Origin of the sequence: Phenylobacterium sp., assembly GCF_046291545.1 — a bacterium.
Lineage (GTDB): Bacteria > Pseudomonadota > Alphaproteobacteria > Caulobacterales > Caulobacteraceae > Phenylobacterium.
Genome location: NZ_JBKBSM010000001.1, coordinates 117352 through 135363 on the forward strand (window position 1 = coordinate 117352; position 18012 = coordinate 135363).

17 protein-coding genes are annotated in these 18012 nt (G+C 71.1%); 10 read left to right on the forward strand and 7 right to left on the reverse strand.

Features of this window, described 5'->3' with window-relative positions; all coding sequences use genetic code 11:
• Positions 1 to 46: 46 nt before the first annotated feature.
• From ACK4YQ_RS00620 to ACK4YQ_RS00630, 3 genes are all read right to left on the reverse strand, one after another.
• A complete protein-coding gene (locus ACK4YQ_RS00620; RefSeq protein ID WP_409607216.1) occupies positions 47 to 1051 on the reverse strand; it encodes a P1 family peptidase in 1005 nt (334 codons plus the stop codon).
• A 44-nt stretch (positions 1052 to 1095) separates the two neighbouring features.
• Positions 1096 to 3285 (reverse strand): TonB-dependent receptor, encoded by a 2190-nt coding sequence (locus ACK4YQ_RS00625; protein ID WP_409607218.1) that lies wholly within the window; start codon positions 3283 to 3285, stop codon positions 1096 to 1098.
• 493 nt (positions 3286 to 3778) lie between these two features.
• Positions 3779 to 4327 carry a cupin domain-containing protein gene (locus ACK4YQ_RS00630; RefSeq protein ID WP_409607220.1) on the reverse strand — a complete coding sequence of 183 codons (549 nt, stop codon included), beginning with the start codon at positions 4325 to 4327 and terminating at the stop codon, positions 3779 to 3781.
• A gap of 282 nt (positions 4328 to 4609) precedes the next feature.
• Here ACK4YQ_RS00630 and ACK4YQ_RS00635 point away from each other — a divergent pair, with 282 nt between their 5' ends.
• The 7 genes from ACK4YQ_RS00635 to ACK4YQ_RS00665 all read left to right on the forward strand — a co-directional run bounded on the left by ACK4YQ_RS00635 (position 4610) and on the right by ACK4YQ_RS00665 (position 11520).
• Positions 4610 to 5743, forward strand: coding sequence for a P1 family peptidase (locus ACK4YQ_RS00635; protein WP_409607222.1), 1134 nt, complete (start codon positions 4610 to 4612; stop codon positions 5741 to 5743).
• 57 nt (positions 5744 to 5800) lie between these two features.
• The gene (locus tag ACK4YQ_RS00640) at positions 5801 to 6865 is read left to right on the forward strand and encodes a flagellar hook-length control protein FliK (protein WP_409607224.1); all 1065 of its coding nucleotides are present in this window, start codon (positions 5801 to 5803) and stop codon (positions 6863 to 6865) included.
• Positions 6862 to 7128: an EscU/YscU/HrcU family type III secretion system export apparatus switch protein gene (locus tag ACK4YQ_RS00645; protein WP_409607226.1), complete on the forward strand. Its 267-nt coding sequence runs from the start codon at positions 6862 to 6864 to the stop codon at positions 7126 to 7128. Before ACK4YQ_RS00640 ends, ACK4YQ_RS00645 begins: the two co-directional genes overlap by 4 nt.
• Before the next feature lie 78 nt (positions 7129 to 7206).
• Positions 7207 to 8970: an ATP-binding protein gene (locus tag ACK4YQ_RS00650; protein WP_409607228.1), complete on the forward strand. Its 1764-nt coding sequence runs from the start codon at positions 7207 to 7209 to the stop codon at positions 8968 to 8970.
• 80 nt (positions 8971 to 9050) lie between these two features.
• Complete coding sequence (locus tag ACK4YQ_RS00655) at positions 9051 to 9404, forward strand: c-type cytochrome (protein WP_409607230.1); 354 nt, start codon at positions 9051 to 9053, stop codon at positions 9402 to 9404.
• Positions 9401 to 10807, forward strand: coding sequence for a D-arabinono-1,4-lactone oxidase (locus tag ACK4YQ_RS00660; RefSeq protein WP_409607232.1), 1407 nt, complete (start codon positions 9401 to 9403; stop codon positions 10805 to 10807). The genes ACK4YQ_RS00655 and ACK4YQ_RS00660 overlap by 4 nt, the downstream gene beginning before the upstream one ends.
• Positions 10808 to 10905: 98 nt before the next feature.
• Positions 10906 to 11520 (forward strand): TetR/AcrR family transcriptional regulator, encoded by a 615-nt coding sequence (locus tag ACK4YQ_RS00665; protein ID WP_409607234.1) that lies wholly within the window; start codon positions 10906 to 10908, stop codon positions 11518 to 11520.
• A 4-nt stretch (positions 11521 to 11524) separates the two neighbouring features.
• On the opposite strand, the gene ACK4YQ_RS00670 is transcribed toward ACK4YQ_RS00665, so the two are convergent.
• The gene (locus ACK4YQ_RS00670; RefSeq protein ID WP_409607236.1) at positions 11525 to 11977 is read right to left on the reverse strand and encodes a hypothetical protein; all 453 of its coding nucleotides are present in this window, start codon (positions 11975 to 11977) and stop codon (positions 11525 to 11527) included.
• Positions 11974 to 12468 (reverse strand): hypothetical protein, encoded by a 495-nt coding sequence (locus ACK4YQ_RS00675; RefSeq protein ID WP_409607238.1) that lies wholly within the window; start codon positions 12466 to 12468, stop codon positions 11974 to 11976. Before ACK4YQ_RS00675 ends, ACK4YQ_RS00670 begins: the two co-directional genes overlap by 4 nt.
• A gap of 189 nt (positions 12469 to 12657) precedes the next feature.
• Between ACK4YQ_RS00675 and ppc the strand changes: the two genes are divergently transcribed.
• On the forward strand, positions 12658 to 15342 hold the full coding sequence (gene ppc, locus ACK4YQ_RS00680) for a phosphoenolpyruvate carboxylase (protein ID WP_409607240.1): 2685 nt from the start codon (positions 12658 to 12660) through the stop codon (positions 15340 to 15342).
• A 6-nt stretch (positions 15343 to 15348) separates the two neighbouring features.
• On the opposite strand, the gene ACK4YQ_RS00685 is transcribed toward ppc, so the two are convergent.
• Entirely contained in the window at positions 15349 to 15978 is a 630-nt protein-coding gene (locus ACK4YQ_RS00685; RefSeq protein ID WP_409607242.1) for a TetR/AcrR family transcriptional regulator, read from the reverse strand.
• Positions 15979 to 16076: 98 nt separating this feature from the next.
• Between ACK4YQ_RS00685 and ACK4YQ_RS00690 the strand changes: the two genes are divergently transcribed.
• Both ACK4YQ_RS00690 and ACK4YQ_RS00695 read left to right on the forward strand, forming a co-directional pair.
• A complete protein-coding gene (locus ACK4YQ_RS00690) occupies positions 16077 to 17357 on the forward strand; it encodes a cytochrome P450 (RefSeq protein WP_409607244.1) in 1281 nt (426 codons plus the stop codon).
• Between the two features lie 10 nt (positions 17358 to 17367).
• Entirely contained in the window at positions 17368 to 17547 is a 180-nt protein-coding gene (locus ACK4YQ_RS00695; protein ID WP_409607246.1) for a rubredoxin, read from the forward strand.
• Positions 17548 to 17593: 46 nt separating this feature from the next.
• Here ACK4YQ_RS00695 and ACK4YQ_RS00700 read toward each other — a convergent pair whose 3' ends face one another.
• On the reverse strand, positions 17594 to 18004 hold the full coding sequence (locus tag ACK4YQ_RS00700; protein WP_409607248.1) for a DUF1330 domain-containing protein: 411 nt from the start codon (positions 18002 to 18004) through the stop codon (positions 17594 to 17596).
• Between the last annotated feature and the right edge of the window lie 8 nt (positions 18005 to 18012).

Genomic DNA, 18012 nt, shown 5'->3' on the forward strand with positions numbered 1-18012 from the left:
CCCCGCGCCTGCAGCGGGTGTCGGGCGGCGGCGCACGGGAAAGCCCCTAGCCCTTGAGCGCCTCGTGTACGCCGCGGGCGATGGCGCGGGCGGTGCAGTCGGCGGCGGCCGAGCCGATCGCGGCGAGGCGGACGGCGCGATCGTCGCCGTGGCCTATCGAGCAGGCGCCGGTGGCGATGGCGAACAGGGTGTCGCCGTCGAAGGGCATGTGCGCCGGCCGCACCGCCCGGGCGAGGCCGTCGTGGGCCATCATCGCCAGGCGCTTGCATTCGGCGGTGGTGAGGTCGGCGGTGGTGGCGACGACGCCGATGGTGGTGGCCGCGCCCGGTTGCAGGCGCCCCAGGCTGGCCAGCCGGCCGTCGTCGGGCACCGGGTCGATGGCGCCGACCGCGGGGTCGGGCCGGCCGCCGCCGAACTCCCCGTCGATCTCGAAGGGCCAGGCCCAGAAGGCGCGGCCGTCGGGGGTCATCACCGAGCCCACGGGATTGGCGACGATCAGCGCCCCCGCCACAAGGCCCCCGCCCATGTCCAGGGAGGCCGAGCCGACCCCGCCCTTGATCAGGCCGGCCATGGCGCCCAGTCCTGCGCCCGCCGAGCCCAGGGCGAACTGCGGCCCGGCGGCGTCCAGCGAAGCCATGCCGAGGCGGCGGTAGGGCGGATCCAGCCCCCAGGCCTTGTCCCCCGGGTTGGCGAGGTCGTGCAGGACCGCGGCGGGGACGATGGGGATGGCCGGAGACCCGGGCTTGAGATGCAGACCGACGCCGCGGGCGGACAGGGCGGCGACCACCCCGTCGGCGGCGGCGAGGCCGAACACCGAACCGCCGGACAGAACGACGGCATGGGCGCGGCCGACCAGGTTCTCGGCCGCCAGGGTCTCGGTCTCCCGCACGCCGGGCCCGCCGCCGCGCACGTCGACGGAGGCGTTGTAGAAGCCCTCGCAGACCAGGGTGGTGACGCCGGTGCCGGCGGCGGAGTCGTCGGCGTGGCCGACCATGAGGCCGGCCACGTCGGTGATCAGGTTCCGGGGCCCGGGGCGGGGAAGCTGGCGCATGTCCGCGCCCTTCTGCCTCCTCGCGCCCGGGATGGAAAGCGGCCTCAGTAGGCGTAGGTCAGCCGCACCCCGTAGGTGCGCGGCGTGCCCCGCTGACCCACCTCGGCTTCGGTGAAGAAGTTCCGGGTGAGGTCGTACTCCTCGTCGAACAGGTTGCGCACCCAGATCGACGCGCCCCAGGGGCCGTCGGCCGGCGTCACGCCGATGCTGGCGTTGGCCAGCCAGTAGGCCGGGATGTCGTACTTCTCGCCCAGCCAGGAGACCTGGTCGTCGCGCCAGCTGTAGTTCAGCTCGGACCGGACCACGAAGTCGCCGACGTCCGCCGTGTAGGCGACGGAGCCGCCGTAGGTCCACTTGCCGAAGGGGATCTCCTGGCCGGACTTGTCGATGTAGACCTCCACGCCGGCGGCGCGGGTGGCGGGCACGTCGAGATCGCGGAACTCCTTGAACTCGCCGTCCTTGTAGCTGGCGCTCTGGCTGATGGTCAGGCCCGCGGTGGGGGCCCACACCAGCTCAAGCTCGCCGCCCCAGATCTCCGACTTGGGCGCGTTGACGAAACTGCCGACCAGCCCGTTGGCGGTGAGCCGGGCCGAGAGGACCTGCTGGTCGCGGTAGTCGTAGAAGAAGGCCGCGCCGTTGAACTGCAGGGCCGCGGTCGGGTTGGTCTTGAAGCCGACCTCGTAGGCGTAGAGCGTCTCCGGCTTGAAGGCGGCGATCGCCGCGCGGTTGGCCGTGTTGTAGGTGGTGAAGCCCCCCGACTTCACGCCCTTGCTGGCCGAGGCGTAGATCAGGACGTCGGCCATCGGCTTGTATTCGAGCGCGATCTTCCCGGTGGTCGGGTTCATGTCGGTCTCGACCGAGCTCTCCGGCAGGGCCGTGGCGCCGCCGAAGGCCGAGGTGAAGTCCTGCAGCTCGCGGGTCTCCTCCTCGTAGCGCAGGCCGCCGATCAGCTTCCACTGGTCGTTGAAGGCGTATTCGGCCTGGCCGAAGACGCTCGCGGAGGTCACTTCCTGGGTGTAGCGGACGCGGGCGGTGAGGCCGTAGTTATCCAGGAAGTCGGAGTAGTAGCGCTCGCGCAGGACCTGACGGGAGACATAGACCCCGGCCACCCACTGCAGCGGCCCCTCGGTGTTGGACGCCAGGCGCAGCTCGTCCGACCAGACCTTCACCTTGGAGCCGAAGAAGACGTCGGCGGCGATGGAGGAGGAGGCGTCGTAGTCGCCGTATTCCTCGCGGTGCAGGTAGTCGTAGGCGGCGATGTTGGTGAGCTTGACCGCCCCCAGGTCCCAGGAGGCGTTGGCCGAGGCGCCCCAGGTCTTGTTGTCGCGGCCAGGCTTGGAATCGACTTCCAGGCGGGTGTCGGCGACGAGGCCGGGCGAGATGCTCCAGCCGGTGCCGGTGGTGTCGGTGTCGGCCGGGATGGTCGGGCCGGCGCCGAAGCGGGTGGAGAACGGCTCAGTCAGGTAGAGGCCGATGTTCTCGGACTTGTCGATGCCGGCGTGAACGTCGAGCATCACGCCCAGGTTCGGCGTCACATCGATGTCGAGCATCGCCCGGGCCGCGACCTTGTCGGCGTCGCCCAGGGAATCGCCGGTTTCCCGGTTGTGCTGCCAGGCGCCGCCCTGCTCGGTCCCGAAGGACAGGCGGCCGCGGATCGATTCGCTGATCGGGCCGGAGATGTAGCCCTCGGCCTTCAGCGCCTCGAATCGGCCGAACTCCACCGAAGCGCCGGCCGCCACTTCGGCGGTGGGCATGCCGGTGATGAAGTTGATCGCCCCGCCGGTGGTGTTGCGGCCGTAGAGCGTGCCCTGCGGCCCGCGCAGCACCTCGACCCGCTGGACGTCGAAGATCAGACCCTGGGTCATGACCGGGATCGGATAGGCGACCTCGTTCACATAGACGCCGACGGTGGGCGTGTTGTTGGTGGCGTAGTCCTGGAAGCCGACGCCGCGCAGGCGGAACTGGGCCGCGCCCGAGCCGAAGGCGGGCTCGATGTCCAGGCTCGGCGTCGCGGTCTGCAGCTGATTGACGTTGGTGATGCCCCGCTGGGCGAGGTCGTCGCCGCCGAGCACGGACAGGGCGATGCCCACGTCCTGGGCCGCCTGCTCCCGCCGCTGGGCCGTGACCACGATTTCTTCGACCGAGGCCTCGGCGGGCCTGGCCTGCGCCGCAGCGGCCCCGGCATGGGCGGCGCCCACGATCCCGACGGCTGCGCTCACTAGGAAACGCTTCATGACTATCCCCGTTCTTCGACGCGCCTGCGCGCGCTCGCGACATGCTCCTCTGGAGCCCATTGGCCCGCCCGCCGGCGGCGGGACGAGCCTCTCCAGTCTAACCGCTCGATGAAGGATTCTTGAAGACTTACCGGCGTCGAGCGTTGGATGGCTAACAATCAGGCCTGTTCACGGTCAACGCGCCGAATACAGAACCTCCCCAAGATTCCATTTTTCGACCAATAAAATTGCGCACCCATCCAAATGCTAAGCAACAATATTTCGAGGGCGGGCTTTTATCGACGAATTCAATCACGTAAGGAGAAGCGGCCGGGTGGGGCAAGTAAGCACCCGCCACGTTCCTTCGCTCTAGTTGTTCGACGGCATGATCACTCGGCCGCAAGGCGGCGAACAGACTATTTGTTTGAATCGCCAAGCCATTGATTTTGCCCAACTAATGTCGCGACATGCTCAATATTCCGAGCAGGGACATCGTCCGTGGACCGCGCGCGGTTCAGAAGGTTGGCGGCGTGCAGGCGCTGACGACGATGCAGACGCCGTCGCCGACGTTGCGGAACCGGTGAGGGATGGTGCTCTTGAAAAGATAAGCCTCGCCGGCCTTCAGCACCCGGGTCTGCTCGCCGACGGTCACCTCGAGACGACCCTGGATGATGACGCCGCCCTCTTCACCCTCATGGGTGAGCATCACGCGGCCGCTGTCCGATCCGGGCTGGTAGGTCTCGTAGAGGATCTGCAGGGTGGATAGGCCGTTTCCCGCGCCGACCTGCCGGTAAGACACGTCGCCGCTTGAGATTTCCGCCAGCTCGTCGGCGCGGAAGAAGACCTGGGCCTCGGTCTTCAGCTCGAAGCTGAAGAACTCGGCCAGGGACAGGCCGGCGGCGTCGAGCAGCCGCTTGAGCGAGCCGATCGAGGGATTGGTCCGGCCGCCCTCGATCAGGGAGACGGTGCTGGACGGCACGCCGGCCCGGCGGGCCAGGGCGCGCTGGGTGATGCCCAGCCGCGTGCGCACCGTACGCAGCCGCGCGCCGACTTCCTGGTCCATGGGCGCCTCCGATCAGCCTGCTCAAAACGATGAGCGATCCGGCCAGAATGATGCGCTAATCAGCGATCTAGCCATCGCAAATAATAGGGTTGCGACTGCAGGAACAGTCGGGCCGAATGCTGTGCGCATGTGTCGTCCGCAGGGCGGGATGGTCAGATCGCAGGCACGGCCCCCCGGCCGGCCGCGCGCGGACGCCTCCACCCCGGCGGGACCCGCAAACCGGTTGCGCCGCCGCGCGAACCTGACTTCAACCGAGCCCTCGCCCCCAGTCCGGAGCACCAGATGAACCGCCGCGCCCTTCTCGCCTCCCTGATGACCGCGGCCGCGGGGGCTTCGGCCGCCCGCGCCGCCGAGTCGGCGCCGCCGCGGGCCGTGATGCTCCCGGGCAAGGCCGGTCCCCTGAACCTGATCACCGACGTGCCCGGGCTGAAGGTGGGCCAGGCCGAGGACGCCAAGGCCCGCACCGGGGTGACCGTGATCCTGCCCGACGAGGCGGCGGTGGCGGCGGTGGACGTGCGCGGCGGCGGCCCGGGCACCCGCGAGACCGACGCCCTGGACGTGGAGAACCTGGCCCACGTGGCGCACGCGATCTGCCTGTCCGGCGGCTCGGTCTACGGCCTGGCGGCGGCGGACGGGGTCTGCGCCTGGCTGGGCGCCCAGGGACGCGGCTTCGGCATGGGCGCCCTGCCGCCGGGGGCGCCGCCCTCGCCGATCGTGCCGGCCGCGATCCTGTTCGACATCCCCAACGGCGGCGACAAGAACTGGGGCCTCGAGCCGCCTTATCGCCGCCTCGGCCTGGAAGCGGTGCAGGCGACGGGGACGATGTTCAAGCTGGGCACCGCCGGCGCCGGCTACGGCGCGCGCTCGGGCGGGTTGAAGGGCGGGCTCGGCTCGGCCTCGGCGGTCAGCGCCGACGGGATGACCGTGGGCGCGATCGTGGCGGTCAACAGCGCCGGCTCGGTGCTGGCGCCCGGCACCCGGCAGTTCTGGGCCGCGCCGCTGGAGATCGGCCGGGAGTTCGGCGGTCTCGGCGTCGACCGCCTCGCAGCCCTTCCCGACGAGTGGGGCCCGGCCAAGGCCGACCCGCAGGCGCGCCAGAACACCACAATCGCCTGCATCGCCACGGACGTGCGGCTGGAGCCCGGCGAGATCAAGCGGGTGGCCATCATGGCCCAGGACGGCCTGGCCCGCGCCATCCGTCCGATCCATGCTCCGTTCGACGGCGACGTTGTCTTCGCCCTGTCCACCGGCAAGCGCGAGGCGGCCGAGCCGCGCGCCTTCACCGTGGCGCGAATCGGGGCCCTGGCCGCCGACGTCCTCGCCCGGGCCGTGGCCCGCGGCGTCTACGAGGCGACCACCTGGCCCGGAAGCCCGACCAAGGCCTGGCGCGACCTGCCGGCGGACGCAAATCCTTAACGAGCGGTTAGGGGCGCTCGCCTAGCCTGGCCGGGCAGAACTTGACGAGGCAGACCCGTGGCGATCGCGCCGATCCAGGGCGTCTCCACGACGCTCGTGACGATACCGGTCACGCCCATACGGGCGGTGGCGCCGGCCGTGCGCGCCGATGTCGAGATCGCCCAGGCCAAGACCCCGCCGACGCCGGAGGCCGCTGCGGCCGAGGCCCGCACCCGGGCCGTGGCCGAGGCCGTGCAGACAGCCGCCCCGCGCCAGAGCGCGCTCGCCCCCCTGTTCGCGGACCTGGGCGAGGCCCTGAAGTCGAGGGCGCTGCCGAGGGAGGTGCAGGCCGCCGCCGCCCAGGTGCTGGCCCAGGCCACGCCGCTGACGGCCCGGCTGGACGGCGCGGCCATCGCCCGCGCGTTCGCGCAGTCGGGCCTGTTCCTGGAGCACAACCTCGGCGCGCGCCCGAACGCCTCGCCCGCCGGCCGCGACCTGAAGGCCGACCTCCTGTCCCTGCGCGGGGCCCTGGCCGCCTGGCTCGGCGAGGAGGCGCCCGCCGCCCGTCCGCGCGCCCAGACAGGACCGCCGCCGCCCTTCCGCGGCGGTCCGACCGCGGCCCAGCCGGCCGTGCGCGCGCAACTGCCGGCGGACGCCTCCCCCACCGCCGTCGGCGCGCGCCTGGCTGAAGACGCCGAGGGCGCGCTGGCTCGCCACGAACTCCTGCAGGCCGCTTCCCTGCCCGGACGGGCCGATCCGGGAGAGGCCCCTGGCGCGCGCTGGATGTTCGAGATTCCCTTCACCACGCCGCAGGGCGCGCAGGTGGCGCAGTTCGAGATCAGCCGCGACGATCCCGAGACCGCCGCGCAGCGCTCCGGCCGCGGCGCGACCTTTCGCGCGCGCTTTTCCATCGACCTGGAGCCGCTGGGCCCCATCCACGCCCAAGTGGCCCTGAGCGGCGAGCGGGCGGGGGTCAACCTGTGGGCCGAGCGGGCCGCGAGCGTGGAGGTGCTGCGCCGGACCCGGCCGTGGCTGAGCGAGGCGCTGGCGCGGGCGTCCATCACGGCGGACATCGGCATCCACCCCGGGGCGCCGCCAGCCGCCCAAGCCGGGGCCGGCCGCTTCCTGGACCAGACGACATGAGCGGCCCTGACAGGCGCACCCTGGCGGTGGCCCTGAAGTACGAGGCGCCGCATGCGCCCAAGGTGGTGGCCGCCGGCCGCGGCTTCGTCGGCGAGAAGATCATCGCCGCCGCCGAGGCCCATGGCGTGCCGATCGAGAAGAACCCGGCGCTGGCCGAGGCGCTCTCCACCATCGAGCTGGACGAGGAGATCCCCGAGCAGCTCTACCTGGCCGTGGCCGAGATCCTGGCATTCCTTCTGCGCGCAACACATGCGGAACTTTGAAGATGTGCGCCGACTCGGGATGGGGTTTATCGGGCGTTAAGCGGCGACGTACTACCTGAGGGCCGCAGGGGCGCCAGAGTGCACACTTCCGAGATCGAGAGGGCCTGGACGGAGATCGTCGCGTTTCGACAGCGCGACCGCATGATCATCCTGCCCATGACCCTGCTGGCCGCCTGCGCCGCCGCCGGCTGGCTGGGCGTGCGCTTCAGCCTCGTCTGGTTCGCCGTGAACGTCGGGTTCATGGGCGCAAGCAAGGTCTTCTGCGACTGGGTCGCCACCCGTCCGGCGCCCGGCCCCCGCCTGGAATGGGCGATGGCGGCGTTCACCTTCGCCATGACCGTGGCTTACTGCGCCCTGCCCCTGGCCCTGGTGGGACACGGATCGCTGAGCGGCGCCATCGCCGGGGCGGCGATGGTGGGCGCCATCGCCCTGTCGAGCATCGGCGAGTTCGTGATCTCGCGGCGGATCGGCGGCGCGGCCCTGGGCGCGATGTTCGTCATGAGCCTGGCCGGGGCGCTTCACCAGGCCAAGGCCGACCCGTTGGCCTACATCGCCTTTTCCCTGACCGCGGTGACGGCCTTCTTCTTCTATGTGCTGCAGGCGGCCCTGCGCCGGGAGCGGATGGAGCGGCAGATGGCCGGGGCCCTGGCCGCCGCCCGCCGCGCCGAAACCGCCGCCGAGGCGGCCAACGCCGCCAAGAGCGCGTTCCTGGCGACCATGAGCCACGAGATCCGCACGCCGCTCAACGGGGTCCTGGGCATGGCGCAGGCGATGGACGCCGACGCCCTTTCGCCGCACCAGCGCGACCGCCTGGCCGTGATCCGCCAGTCGGGGCAGACACTGACGGCGCTGCTCAACGACATCCTCGACCTGTCGAAGATCGAGGCCGGGCAGGTGGAGCTGGAATCGATCTCGTTCGACCTGGAGGAGGTGCTGCGGGCCGGGGCGGCGCCCTTCGCCGCCGCCGCCGCCGCCAAGAACGTCGCCCTGCGGCTGGACGTGGCGGCGGACGCGGCCGGCGCCTACGAAGGCGATCCGACGCGCCTGCGCCAGATCGTCCACAATCTGGTCTCCAACGCCGTGAAGTTCACCGAGGCGGGCGGGGTGACCGTGCAGGCCGGCCGGCGCGAGCAGCAGCTGGTGCTGTCGGTGACCGACACCGGCGCCGGAATCGCGCCCGACCAGATCGAGAAGCTGTTCGACAAATTCGTCCAACTCGACGCCTCCACCACCCGCCGCCACGGAGGGACCGGCCTGGGCCTGGCGATCTGCCGGGACCTGTGCGCCCTGATGGGCGGTTCCATCGAGGTGCGGAGCGCTCCCGGCGAGGGCTCGACCTTCACGGCGGTGCTGCCCCTGCCCCGGCTTGCGCCGCGGGCGCGGGACGCGGACGCGGCCAGGCCGGCGCCCGAGGTCTCCCGCGAACTGCGGGTGCTGGCGGCGGAGGACAATGCGGTCAACCAGCTCGTGCTGCAGACCCTGCTCAAGCAGGCGGGGGTGGAGCCGGTCACCGTGGGCGACGGCGCCAAGGCGGTGGAAGCCTGGCTCGCCGCCGACTGGGACGTCATCCTGATGGACGTGCAGATGCCGGTGATGGACGGGCTGAGCGCCGTGCGCGAGATCCGCGCGCGGGAGGCGGCGAGCGGCCGCCGGCGAACGCCGGTGATCGCCCTGACGGCCAATGCGATGACCCACCAGATCGCCGAGCTGCGGTCCGCCGGCATGGACGCGCACGTGAGTAAGCCGATCGACGTGGCCGCCCTATTCGCCGCCCTGGAGGCGGTGCTCGTCGACGCGCCGGGCGGCGAGCCCGCCCCGGCCGGACGCACGGCCGCGATGTAGCCGCACGGGCGCTGACGCGGCCGTCAGGATCGGGCTATCCTTAGCGGGCGCCGCGAAGACGGGCCGCAGGGGGAAGTCGCTTGATCCGTCGTTACGCCATTCTCGTCGCCGCGGCGCTGCCGCTCGCCGCCTGCGCGCAGGCCTCCGGGCCGCCCGCCGATCCCGCCGGCCTGCGCCCGGCCGATGCGCGCCTGGCTCAGCTCTACGAAGGCTCGTGCAAGACCTGCCACGTCACCGCCGACTCGGGCGCCCCGATCGTGCAGGACAAGGCCGCCTGGGCGCCGCGCTGGAAACAGGGCGAGGCGGTGCTGCTGGATCACGTGATCCAGGGCTATCGCGGCATGCCGGCCCTCGGCCAGTGCGCGGCCTGCAGCCCCGACGACCTGAAGCGCCTGATCCGCTTCCTGGCGGCACAAGAGGAGGATGAGCGATGATCTCCAGGCGAGCGGCCCTCCTGGGCGGCGCGGCGGGCGTCGTGGCGGCCGGCGCCGGCGGCGTGTGGCTGGCGACCCGCGAAAAGCCCGAACCGCCGGCGCCGCCGAGCGTGGACGGCGAAGGCCGCCTCTTGTGGCGCAACTGGTCGGGGGTGGAGCACTCCTATCCGACCAGCCGCCTGGCGCCGGCCAGCGAGGCCGAAGCGGCCGAGGCGCTGAAGACGGCCCCCGCCCCGGTGCGCGTGGTCGGCGCCGGGCACTCCTTCACCGCCCTGGTCCCCACGTCCGGCGCGTTGATGACGCTGGACCAGCTCGCCGGCGTGGCCGGATGGGAGGGGGACGAGGCCCTGGTCTGGGCCGGCACGCGGCTGGGCGCCCTGGGGCCCGCCCTGGCGGAAAAGGGCCTGGCCATGCCCAACCTGCCCGACATCAACAAGCAGTCGCTGGGCGGCGCCATGGGCACGGCCACCCACGGCACCGGCGTGAAGCTGGGCGCGATCCATTCGGACGCGCGGATGCTTCGGCTGGCCACCGCCGACGGCCAGGTCATCGAGTGCGACGCCGAACGCGAGCCGGACGTGTTCCAGGCGGCCAAGGTGTCGATGGGGGCTTTGGGGGTGATCACCCAGGTCCGGCTCGCGACCTCGCCCAACCGGCGCCTGCACCGCAAGGTCTGGGTGGAGCCGCTGGAGGAGACCCTGGCCCAGGCCGAGGCGCGCTGGGCGGCGCACCGCAATTTCGAGTTCTACGCCGTCCCCTTCACCGACCTTTGCGCCAACATCACCCACGACGAGACCGACGCGCCCGCCATGGCGGCGAAGGCCTCGAGCGACGACGCCTTCCTCGAGGCGCTGAGGCAGCTTCGCAACCTGACCGGCTTCTCCACGCCCCTACGCAAGGCCGCGGCCAAGGCGCTGCTGTCGGGGGTGGAGCCCGAGGAGGCGATCGACGAGGGCTGGAAGCTGCTGTCGACCGAACGGCCGGTGCGCTTCAACGAGATGGAGTACCACCTGCCGACGGACGCCCAGCTCCCGGCCCTGCGCGAGGTGCTGGAGGCGATCGAGACGAGCCGGCCGGATGTGTTCTTCCCCATCGAGCTTCGCAGGATCGCCGCCGACGAGGCGTGGCTCTCGCCATTCCAGGGCGGCCCCCGAGGCTCCATCGCCATCCACGCCTACTACAAGGACGACCACGCCTTTCTGTTCAGCCTGGTAGAGCCGATCCTGCGCCGGCATGGCGGACGCCCGCACTGGGGCAAGCTGCACAGCCTGAAGGCCGCCGAACTGGCCGCCCTCTATCCGAACTGGAACGACTTCCTGGAGGTGCGTCGGCGGCTCGATCCGCAGGGCCGGCTGCTCAACCCCTATCTGCGCGCGCTGTTCGGCGTCCAGGCGGGCGGCTGACCGAGATTCCCGCCGCAACGGCGTCGATTGCGAATTGCCAGGACTCGCGCGCGCCGCGAAGGTGCAACCATAGGGGATTGTCCGCAAACGGGGTCGGAGTGAACGCGCGCGTAAGGCAGCGGGAGGCGACGCAGGCCAGCATTCTCAAGGCGGCGCTGCAGGAGTTCTCGAGCAAGGGGTTCGACGGCGCCTCGACCCGTGAGATCGCCGCCGGGGCCGGCGTGCATCACGCGCTGATCAAGTACCACTTCAAGAGCAAGGAACTGCTCTGGCGGGCCGTGGTGGCGGAGCTGTTCGACCAGGAGATGGAGGCGCTGGAGCTGCCCTCGCCTGACGATGCGGCCTTCGCCGATCCCCGGACCTATGGCCGCGAGACGATCCGTCGTCGCGCCCGCTACTGGGCGCGGAACCCCGAGCACGCGCGTCTGATGGTGCAGGAAGCCTTTCGCGACGGCGACCGGCTGGCCTGGATGATCGAGGAGCACCGCGCCCGGTTCGGCGACGCCGATGAGGCGTTCGTGCGCTTCCTGCAGACACACGGCCTGGTTCCCGTCAACGCGCCTCTGGCGAGCCTGGTCTATATCATCCTGGGCGCGACTCAGTTCTTCTTCGCCGCGGGGCCGCAGGCCAAGCGGATGTGGGGCGTCGATCCCGCCGACCGGGAGGTGATCGACCGCCACGTGGAGTCCCTGGCGCAGATGCTGATCCCCTGACGGGTCAGTGGATCGTCGGGGCGGCCGGGGTGTCGTCGAACAGGCGGACCGGCAGGCTGAGGCCCTCGACGGCGAGCACCGTGTTCAGCGCACGGGCCAGGCAGACCACCGAATCGGCGTCGCGGACGAGAGGCTCCAGCAGCCGGGCGGCGATGTCCGGCGCGACGGCGCAGACGCCGCAAGCCAGGACCAGGCGCTGCTCGTCGTCGGCGTAGCCGGGGCAGGCGCCGAGATGGACCTGGAGCGGGCGCCGGCCGCCGCTTTCGACCGCCTGCATCAGGGCCGCGAACAGGGCGCCGACCCGGTCGGAGGACACGCAGGCGATGGCCTCGCGAACGCTGCGGTCGGGCGCGCGGCGGCTGCAGCGGCTGCGCGCCCAGGCCCTGAGGCCGGCCAGAAGCAGGCGTTCGCCGTCCCACAGTCCGGACGGGCCGGGCAAATCGGAACGGGCCCTCATGCGACCGACCGCCCGGCTGCGACCGCCACTGCACGGGCCTGGGCGGGGCGCGAGCCGACTTCGGCCTGGCGCAACCGCCGGCCGCTCATGGCCAGGGCCTGGGCGACCACGCCGGCGGCCGCCTGGAACGGGGGCTCTGGCGGGCGGGCGATCAGCCAGGCCAGGCGTGCGTCGAATCCTGCCTGGTCCCCGGCCTGGGCGTCGGCGAACAGGGCGGCGATCTGCTGTTCGTCTCGGGTCAGGGCCAGCCGGCCGGGCACGCTGACCGCGATGCGACGACGGCCGCGCAGGACCAGTTGCTGGGCGAAGACGAGGAAGGCGCGGCGCGCCTCCACCGCCAGGGCGCCGCAGGCGGTTTCGAACTCGCGGACCACCACGGGACAGTCGATCCGCCCGGCGACAAAGGCGCGCATGGCCCAGATCACCAGGTGCTCGCCATAGGTGAGTTCGCGCAGATCGCCGGGGGCGGCGGGATCGGGACGGACGTTCATAGTCTGGCCTTATTTGCGAATGACTCGCAAAAGCATCCTCCTGCCCTGGGCTCTCGTCAATCTCAAAGACGCGGTCGCATGGCGCCGAACGCCCGTTCCCTCGCCCGAAGATTTCCGCTTCGCGTCTGGACGCAGGGCCGTCCCCCTGGGCTAGGGTGGGTTTTCCGCCGCTCCATGGAGCCCCCCGCCATGCGATCCCGCGACGAAATCCGCCTCCTCGGCCGCATCCTGGGCGATGTGATCCGGCTGGAAAACGGCCAGGCCCTGTTCGACCAGATCGAGGAAATTCGCAGGGCGTCGGTCGCCCACCACTTCGGCGGCGAGGCCGACGCGGAGGCGCTGGACCGCATGCTGGCGAGCCTCAGCCTGCCGGACACGGTGCGCTTCGTGCAGAGCTTCGCCTGCTTTTCTCAGCTTGCGAACATCGCCGAGGACCACGGCGCGCGCCGCGCCCTGCGCCAGGGCCGCAGCGACGGCGGGGTCGACAACCTGAAGGGGGCGCTCGCCGAGCTCGCGCAGCGCGGGTTCGACGCCCGGGCGGTGGCCGATTTCCTCGACCAGGCGCTGATCGCCCCGGTGATGACAGCCCATCCGACCGAGGTGCGCCGCCACGCGGTGATCGACAGGGTGAGCGCCATCGCCCGCGACCTGGACGCCCACGACTCCGCCCGCAACGAGGCGCAGCGCGAACGTGTGGAGCGCGACCTGGCCCGCCAGATCACCATCCTTTGGCAGACGCGGCTCCTGCGCCATGCGGGCCTGGGGGTTAAGGACGAGATCGAGAACGCCGTCACCTACATGGAGCGCAGCTTCCTGAACGAGCTGCCGGGACTCTATGCGGAGTGGTCGGAGCTGCTGGGCGCGGACCGCCCGCTGGCGAGCTTCCTGCGGGTCGGCTCGTGGGTCGGCGGCGACCGCGACGGCAACCCCAACGTCACGGCCGACACCCTGCGCGAGGCCTTCCGCCAGCAATCCCGGGCGGCGATCCGCCGCTATCTGGACGAGATCCACGCCCTGGGAGGGGAACTGTCCTTCTCCGACCGGCTGACGCCGGTGACCGCCGAGCTCGCCGCGCTGGCCGACAGCTCGGGCGACGATTCCCCGCAGAGGGCGGACGAGCCCTATCGCCGCGCCCTGTTCGGCATGCACCGGCGCCTGACGGCCACGCGCTGGCGGCTGACGGGCGAGACGCCGACCACGCGCGCGCCCGCAGGGGTCGTTCCCTACGCCTCGGCGGACGAGCTGATCGCCGACCTGAAGGTGATGCAGGACTCGCTGACCCGGGCGCACGGTGCGGTGTTCGCCGAAGGGCGGCTGCCGCGCCTGATCCGTGCGGTGGAGACCTTCGGCTTCCACCTGGCGACGGTCGACCTGCGCCAGAACGCCGACGTGCACGAACGGGTGGCGGCCGACCTCCTGGCCAGGGCCGGCGCCTGTGCGGACTATCTGGCGCTGGACGAGGCGGCGCGGGTGGCGCTGCTGGTCGAGGAGCTGCAGAGCCCCAGGCTGCTGTTCTCGCCGTTCAACGCCTACAGCGAGGAGACGCTGAAGGAGTACGAGGTGGCGAAGGCGGCGGCGGACATGCGGGCCGCCTACGGCCCCCTGGCCATCGTGACCTATGTGATCTCCAAGACCGACTCGGTGTCCGACCTGCTGGAGGTCTACCTGCTCCTGAAGGAGGTGGGCCTGTTCCACCCCGGCGAGCCGGCTTCGAGCGACGTCCTGTCGGTGCCGCTGTTCGAGACCATCGCCGACCTGAGAGCCGCGCCGCAGACCATGCGCGCCTATTTCGGCCTGCCGCTGATCGCCCGGATGCTGAGCGCCCGCGGCGTGCAGGAGGTGATGATCGGCTATTCGGACTCCAACAAGGACGGCAGCTATCTGACCTCGACCTGGGAACTGCACCAGGCCTCGATCCGCCTGGTGGCCGTGGCCGCGGACGCCGGGCTGAAGCTGCAGCTCTTTCACGGCCGCGGCGGCGCGGTGGGACGTGGCGGGGGATCCAGCTTCGAGGCGATCCTGGCCCAGCCGGAGGGCTCGGTCCGCGGGCGCATCCGCATCACCGAACAGGGCGAGGTGGTGGCCAACAAGTACGCCGACCCCGAGCTGGGCCGGCAGAACCTGGAGAGCCTGACCGCCGGGGTGCTGCTGGCCTCGCTGCGGCCGGCTCGCGCGGGCGCCGCGCCGCGCACCACCTATGCGCCGGTGATGGAGGAGCTGTCGGCCGCCGCCATGCGGGCCTATCGCGGCCTGGTCTATGAGACGCCAGGGTTTCTGGAGTTCTTCCGCGCCGCCACGCCGATCTCGGAAATCTCGGACCTGAAGATCGGCAGCCGGCCCGCCTCGCGCACGGCCTCGGCGCGCATCGAGGACCTGCGGGCGATCCCGTGGGTGTTTTCCTGGGCGCAGGCGCGGATGATGCTGCCCGGCTGGTACGGCTTTTCCGCCGCCGTCGAGGAGACCGGCGCGCCGGTGGAGCAGCTGGCCGAGATGGCGCACGAATGGCCGGTGTTCGCCACAGCCCTGGCCAACCTGGAGATGGTGCTGGCCAAGTCGGACATGGCGATCGCCCAGCGCTACGCCGACCTCGTGCCCGACAAGGATCTGGGCCAGGCGATCTTCGGGCGCATCCGCGGCCGCTGGCAGGCGACCCACGACCTGCTGCTGCAGATCACCGGTCAGCCGCGCCTGCTGGAATCCAATCCGGCGCTCCAGGCGGCGATCCGCGGCCGCGCCCCCTACATCGACCCGCTGAACCACCTGCAGGTGGAGCTGATCCGCCGCCGCCGCGGCGGCGACGACGACCCGCTGGTGCACGAGGGCATCCACCTGACGATCAACGGGGTCGCCGCGGGCCTGCGCAACACCGGCTGAGCGGCCTCAGCCGGCGGCGAAGCTCTGCCGCAGGGCCGCCAGGCTGGTCTCGCGGATGGGCTCGAGGTCCATTTTCGGGTCGATCAGGAGCTGCATGGACAGGCCGAGCAGCAGGGCGCCGATCATCAGGGCCGCGGCGTCGGCGTCGATCTCCGGGCGGATCGCCCCTTCGGCCTGGCCGCGCAGGACCAGGGACTCCAGCTTTCGCTCCACCTCCACGTGGGCCTTGGCGAAGGGCGCGCGCTGGTCGGACAGGTCTCCGATCGCCCCGGCCATCAGGATGAAGTAGGCCCGAGCCTCGCCGTCCTCGGCCAGGTTGCGCAGGAACACGTCGACGAAGGCGAGGATGGCGTCCAGCGCCGGCAGGCCGTCGACGTCGCGGGCGTCGAGCTGGTCCTGCAGGCGCGCCTGAAGCTGGGCGATGAGCGATTCGATCAGCCCCTGCTTGGAGCCGAACTTCTGCGCCGCTAGCCCGCGGCTGTAGCCGGCCCGCTGGCCGATGTTCTCGAAGGTGGCCGCGCCGACGCCACGCTCGTCGATCAGGCCGGCGGCCGCCGCCAGCAGCAGGCGCTCGGACTGGTCGCGGCGTTCGGCCTGGGTGCGGCGGGGCCGTGCGGCTGGACGCGAAGCAGTCATGCGGCGAGCTTACTTATTTGTTGAACGTCCAGCAACTTGATGGAATGCTTCGATCGACGGCCGGCCTGGAGACCGGCGCGCGCATCAGGGAGCCAGACGTGACCATTCCCCAGGACGTGGCCGACACCATCGTCGATCCGAAGGCCTATGCGGCCGGCAAGCCGGTGGACGAAGCCTTTGCGTGGCTGCGGCGCGAGGCGCCGCTCGAACAGGCCCAGCCGGCGGGGTTCGACCCCTTCTGGGTGGTCACGCGCCATGCCGACATCCTGGAGGTCGAGCGCCAGAACGAACTGTTCCACAACGGCGACCGCTCCACCGTGCTGACCACCATCGAGGCCGACCGCAAGGTGCGCGAGATGATGGGCGGCAGCCCGCACCTGGTGCGCTCGCTGGTGCAGATGGACAACCCCGACCACATGAACTACCGGCGCCTGACCCAGGGCTCCTTCGTGCCGCAGAACCTGCGGCCCCTGGAGGCGCGAATCCGCGAGATCGCCAAGAGCTTCGTCGACCGCATGGCCGAGCACGGCGGACGCTGCGACTTCGCCCGGGACGTGGCCTTCCTCTATCCGCTGCACGTGATCATGGAGGTGCTCGGCGTCCCCGAGAGCGACGAGCCGCGGATGCTGAAGCTGACCCAGGAGCTGTTCGGCAGCGCCGACCCGGAGCTGAACCGGACGGGGACCGAGGTGCGCGACGCCGACGTCAACACCGGGGTGGACACCATCCAGTCGGTGGTCATGGACTTCATGACCTATTTCAACGCCATCACCGAGGACCGCCGGGCCAAGCCGCGCAGCGACATCGCCAGCGTGATCGCCAACGGCAAGATCGACGGCCAGCCGCTCGGCCACCTGGAGGCGATGAGCTACTACATCATCGTCGCCACCGCCGGCCACGACACCACCTCCTCGACCACGGCGGGCGCCCTGTGGGCCCTGGCCGAGAACCCCGAGCAGTTCGCCAAGGTCAAGGCCGACCCCTCGCTGATCGGCGGCCTGATCGAGGAATCCATCCGTTGGGTGACGCCGGTGAAGCACTTCATGCGCACGGCGACCGCCGACGCCGAGCTGGCCGGGCGCAAGATCGCCAAGGGCGACTGGCTGATGCTGTCCTATCCCTCGGGCAATCGGGACGAGGCGGTGTTCCAGGATCCGTTCAAGTTCGACGTGCAGCGCACCCCCAACAAGCACGTGGCCTTCGGCTACGGCGCCCACGTGTGCCTGGGCCAGCACCTGGCGCGGATGGAGATGCGCCTGTTGTGGGAAGAGCTGCTGCCGCGGCTGGAATCGGTGGAGCTGGACGGCGAGCCGAAGAACATGCAGGCGTCCTTCGTCTGCGGCCCCAAGGCGGTGCCGATCCGCTTCAAGATGCACTGAGGCGGCGCGCGTGACGGCAGAGCCCTACAAGACCTGGCAGTGCCGCACCTGCGGCTATCTCTACGACGAGGAAGCGGGCGACCCGGGCGAAGGCTTGGCGCCGGGAACCCGCTGGGCGGACATTCCCGACACTTGGATCTGTCCGCTCTGCGGCACGCCGAAGGCCGACTTCGACATGGTGGAGATCTAGGGCCCGGCGCCCTCCCCGGCGGGGGAAGGGCGCCTTCCCGCCCGTCTCAGCCGGCGGCCATGGCCCGGGTCTCGATGTTGAGCTGGCCGGCCAGGCCGGCGGCGCGGTGCACCTCGATCTCGTGGAACTCCGGCATCTGGGTCATCGCCAGGAAGGCCGCGCGGGAGGGGTATTCCATCAGGGCCACCGCATCCCACAGCTCCTCGACCTGGCCCAGCATCAGGCCAGTCACCGCGCCGGAATAGATCACGCGCCCGCCGAGGGATTCGGCCAGGACCCGCACCCGGTCGCCGTAGCGCAGGTAGGCCTCGCGCCCGGACACCTTCTCGCCGCTGGCGTAGTCGGCGACCTCACGGAACTTGAGCAGATTGACCATCACGAACGGGCCCGCTTCCGGCGCGTGGAAGGTGGCGGCGATCTGGTCCATGGTGGGCATGACGGCGTTTTCGACGTTCATGGGGGCTC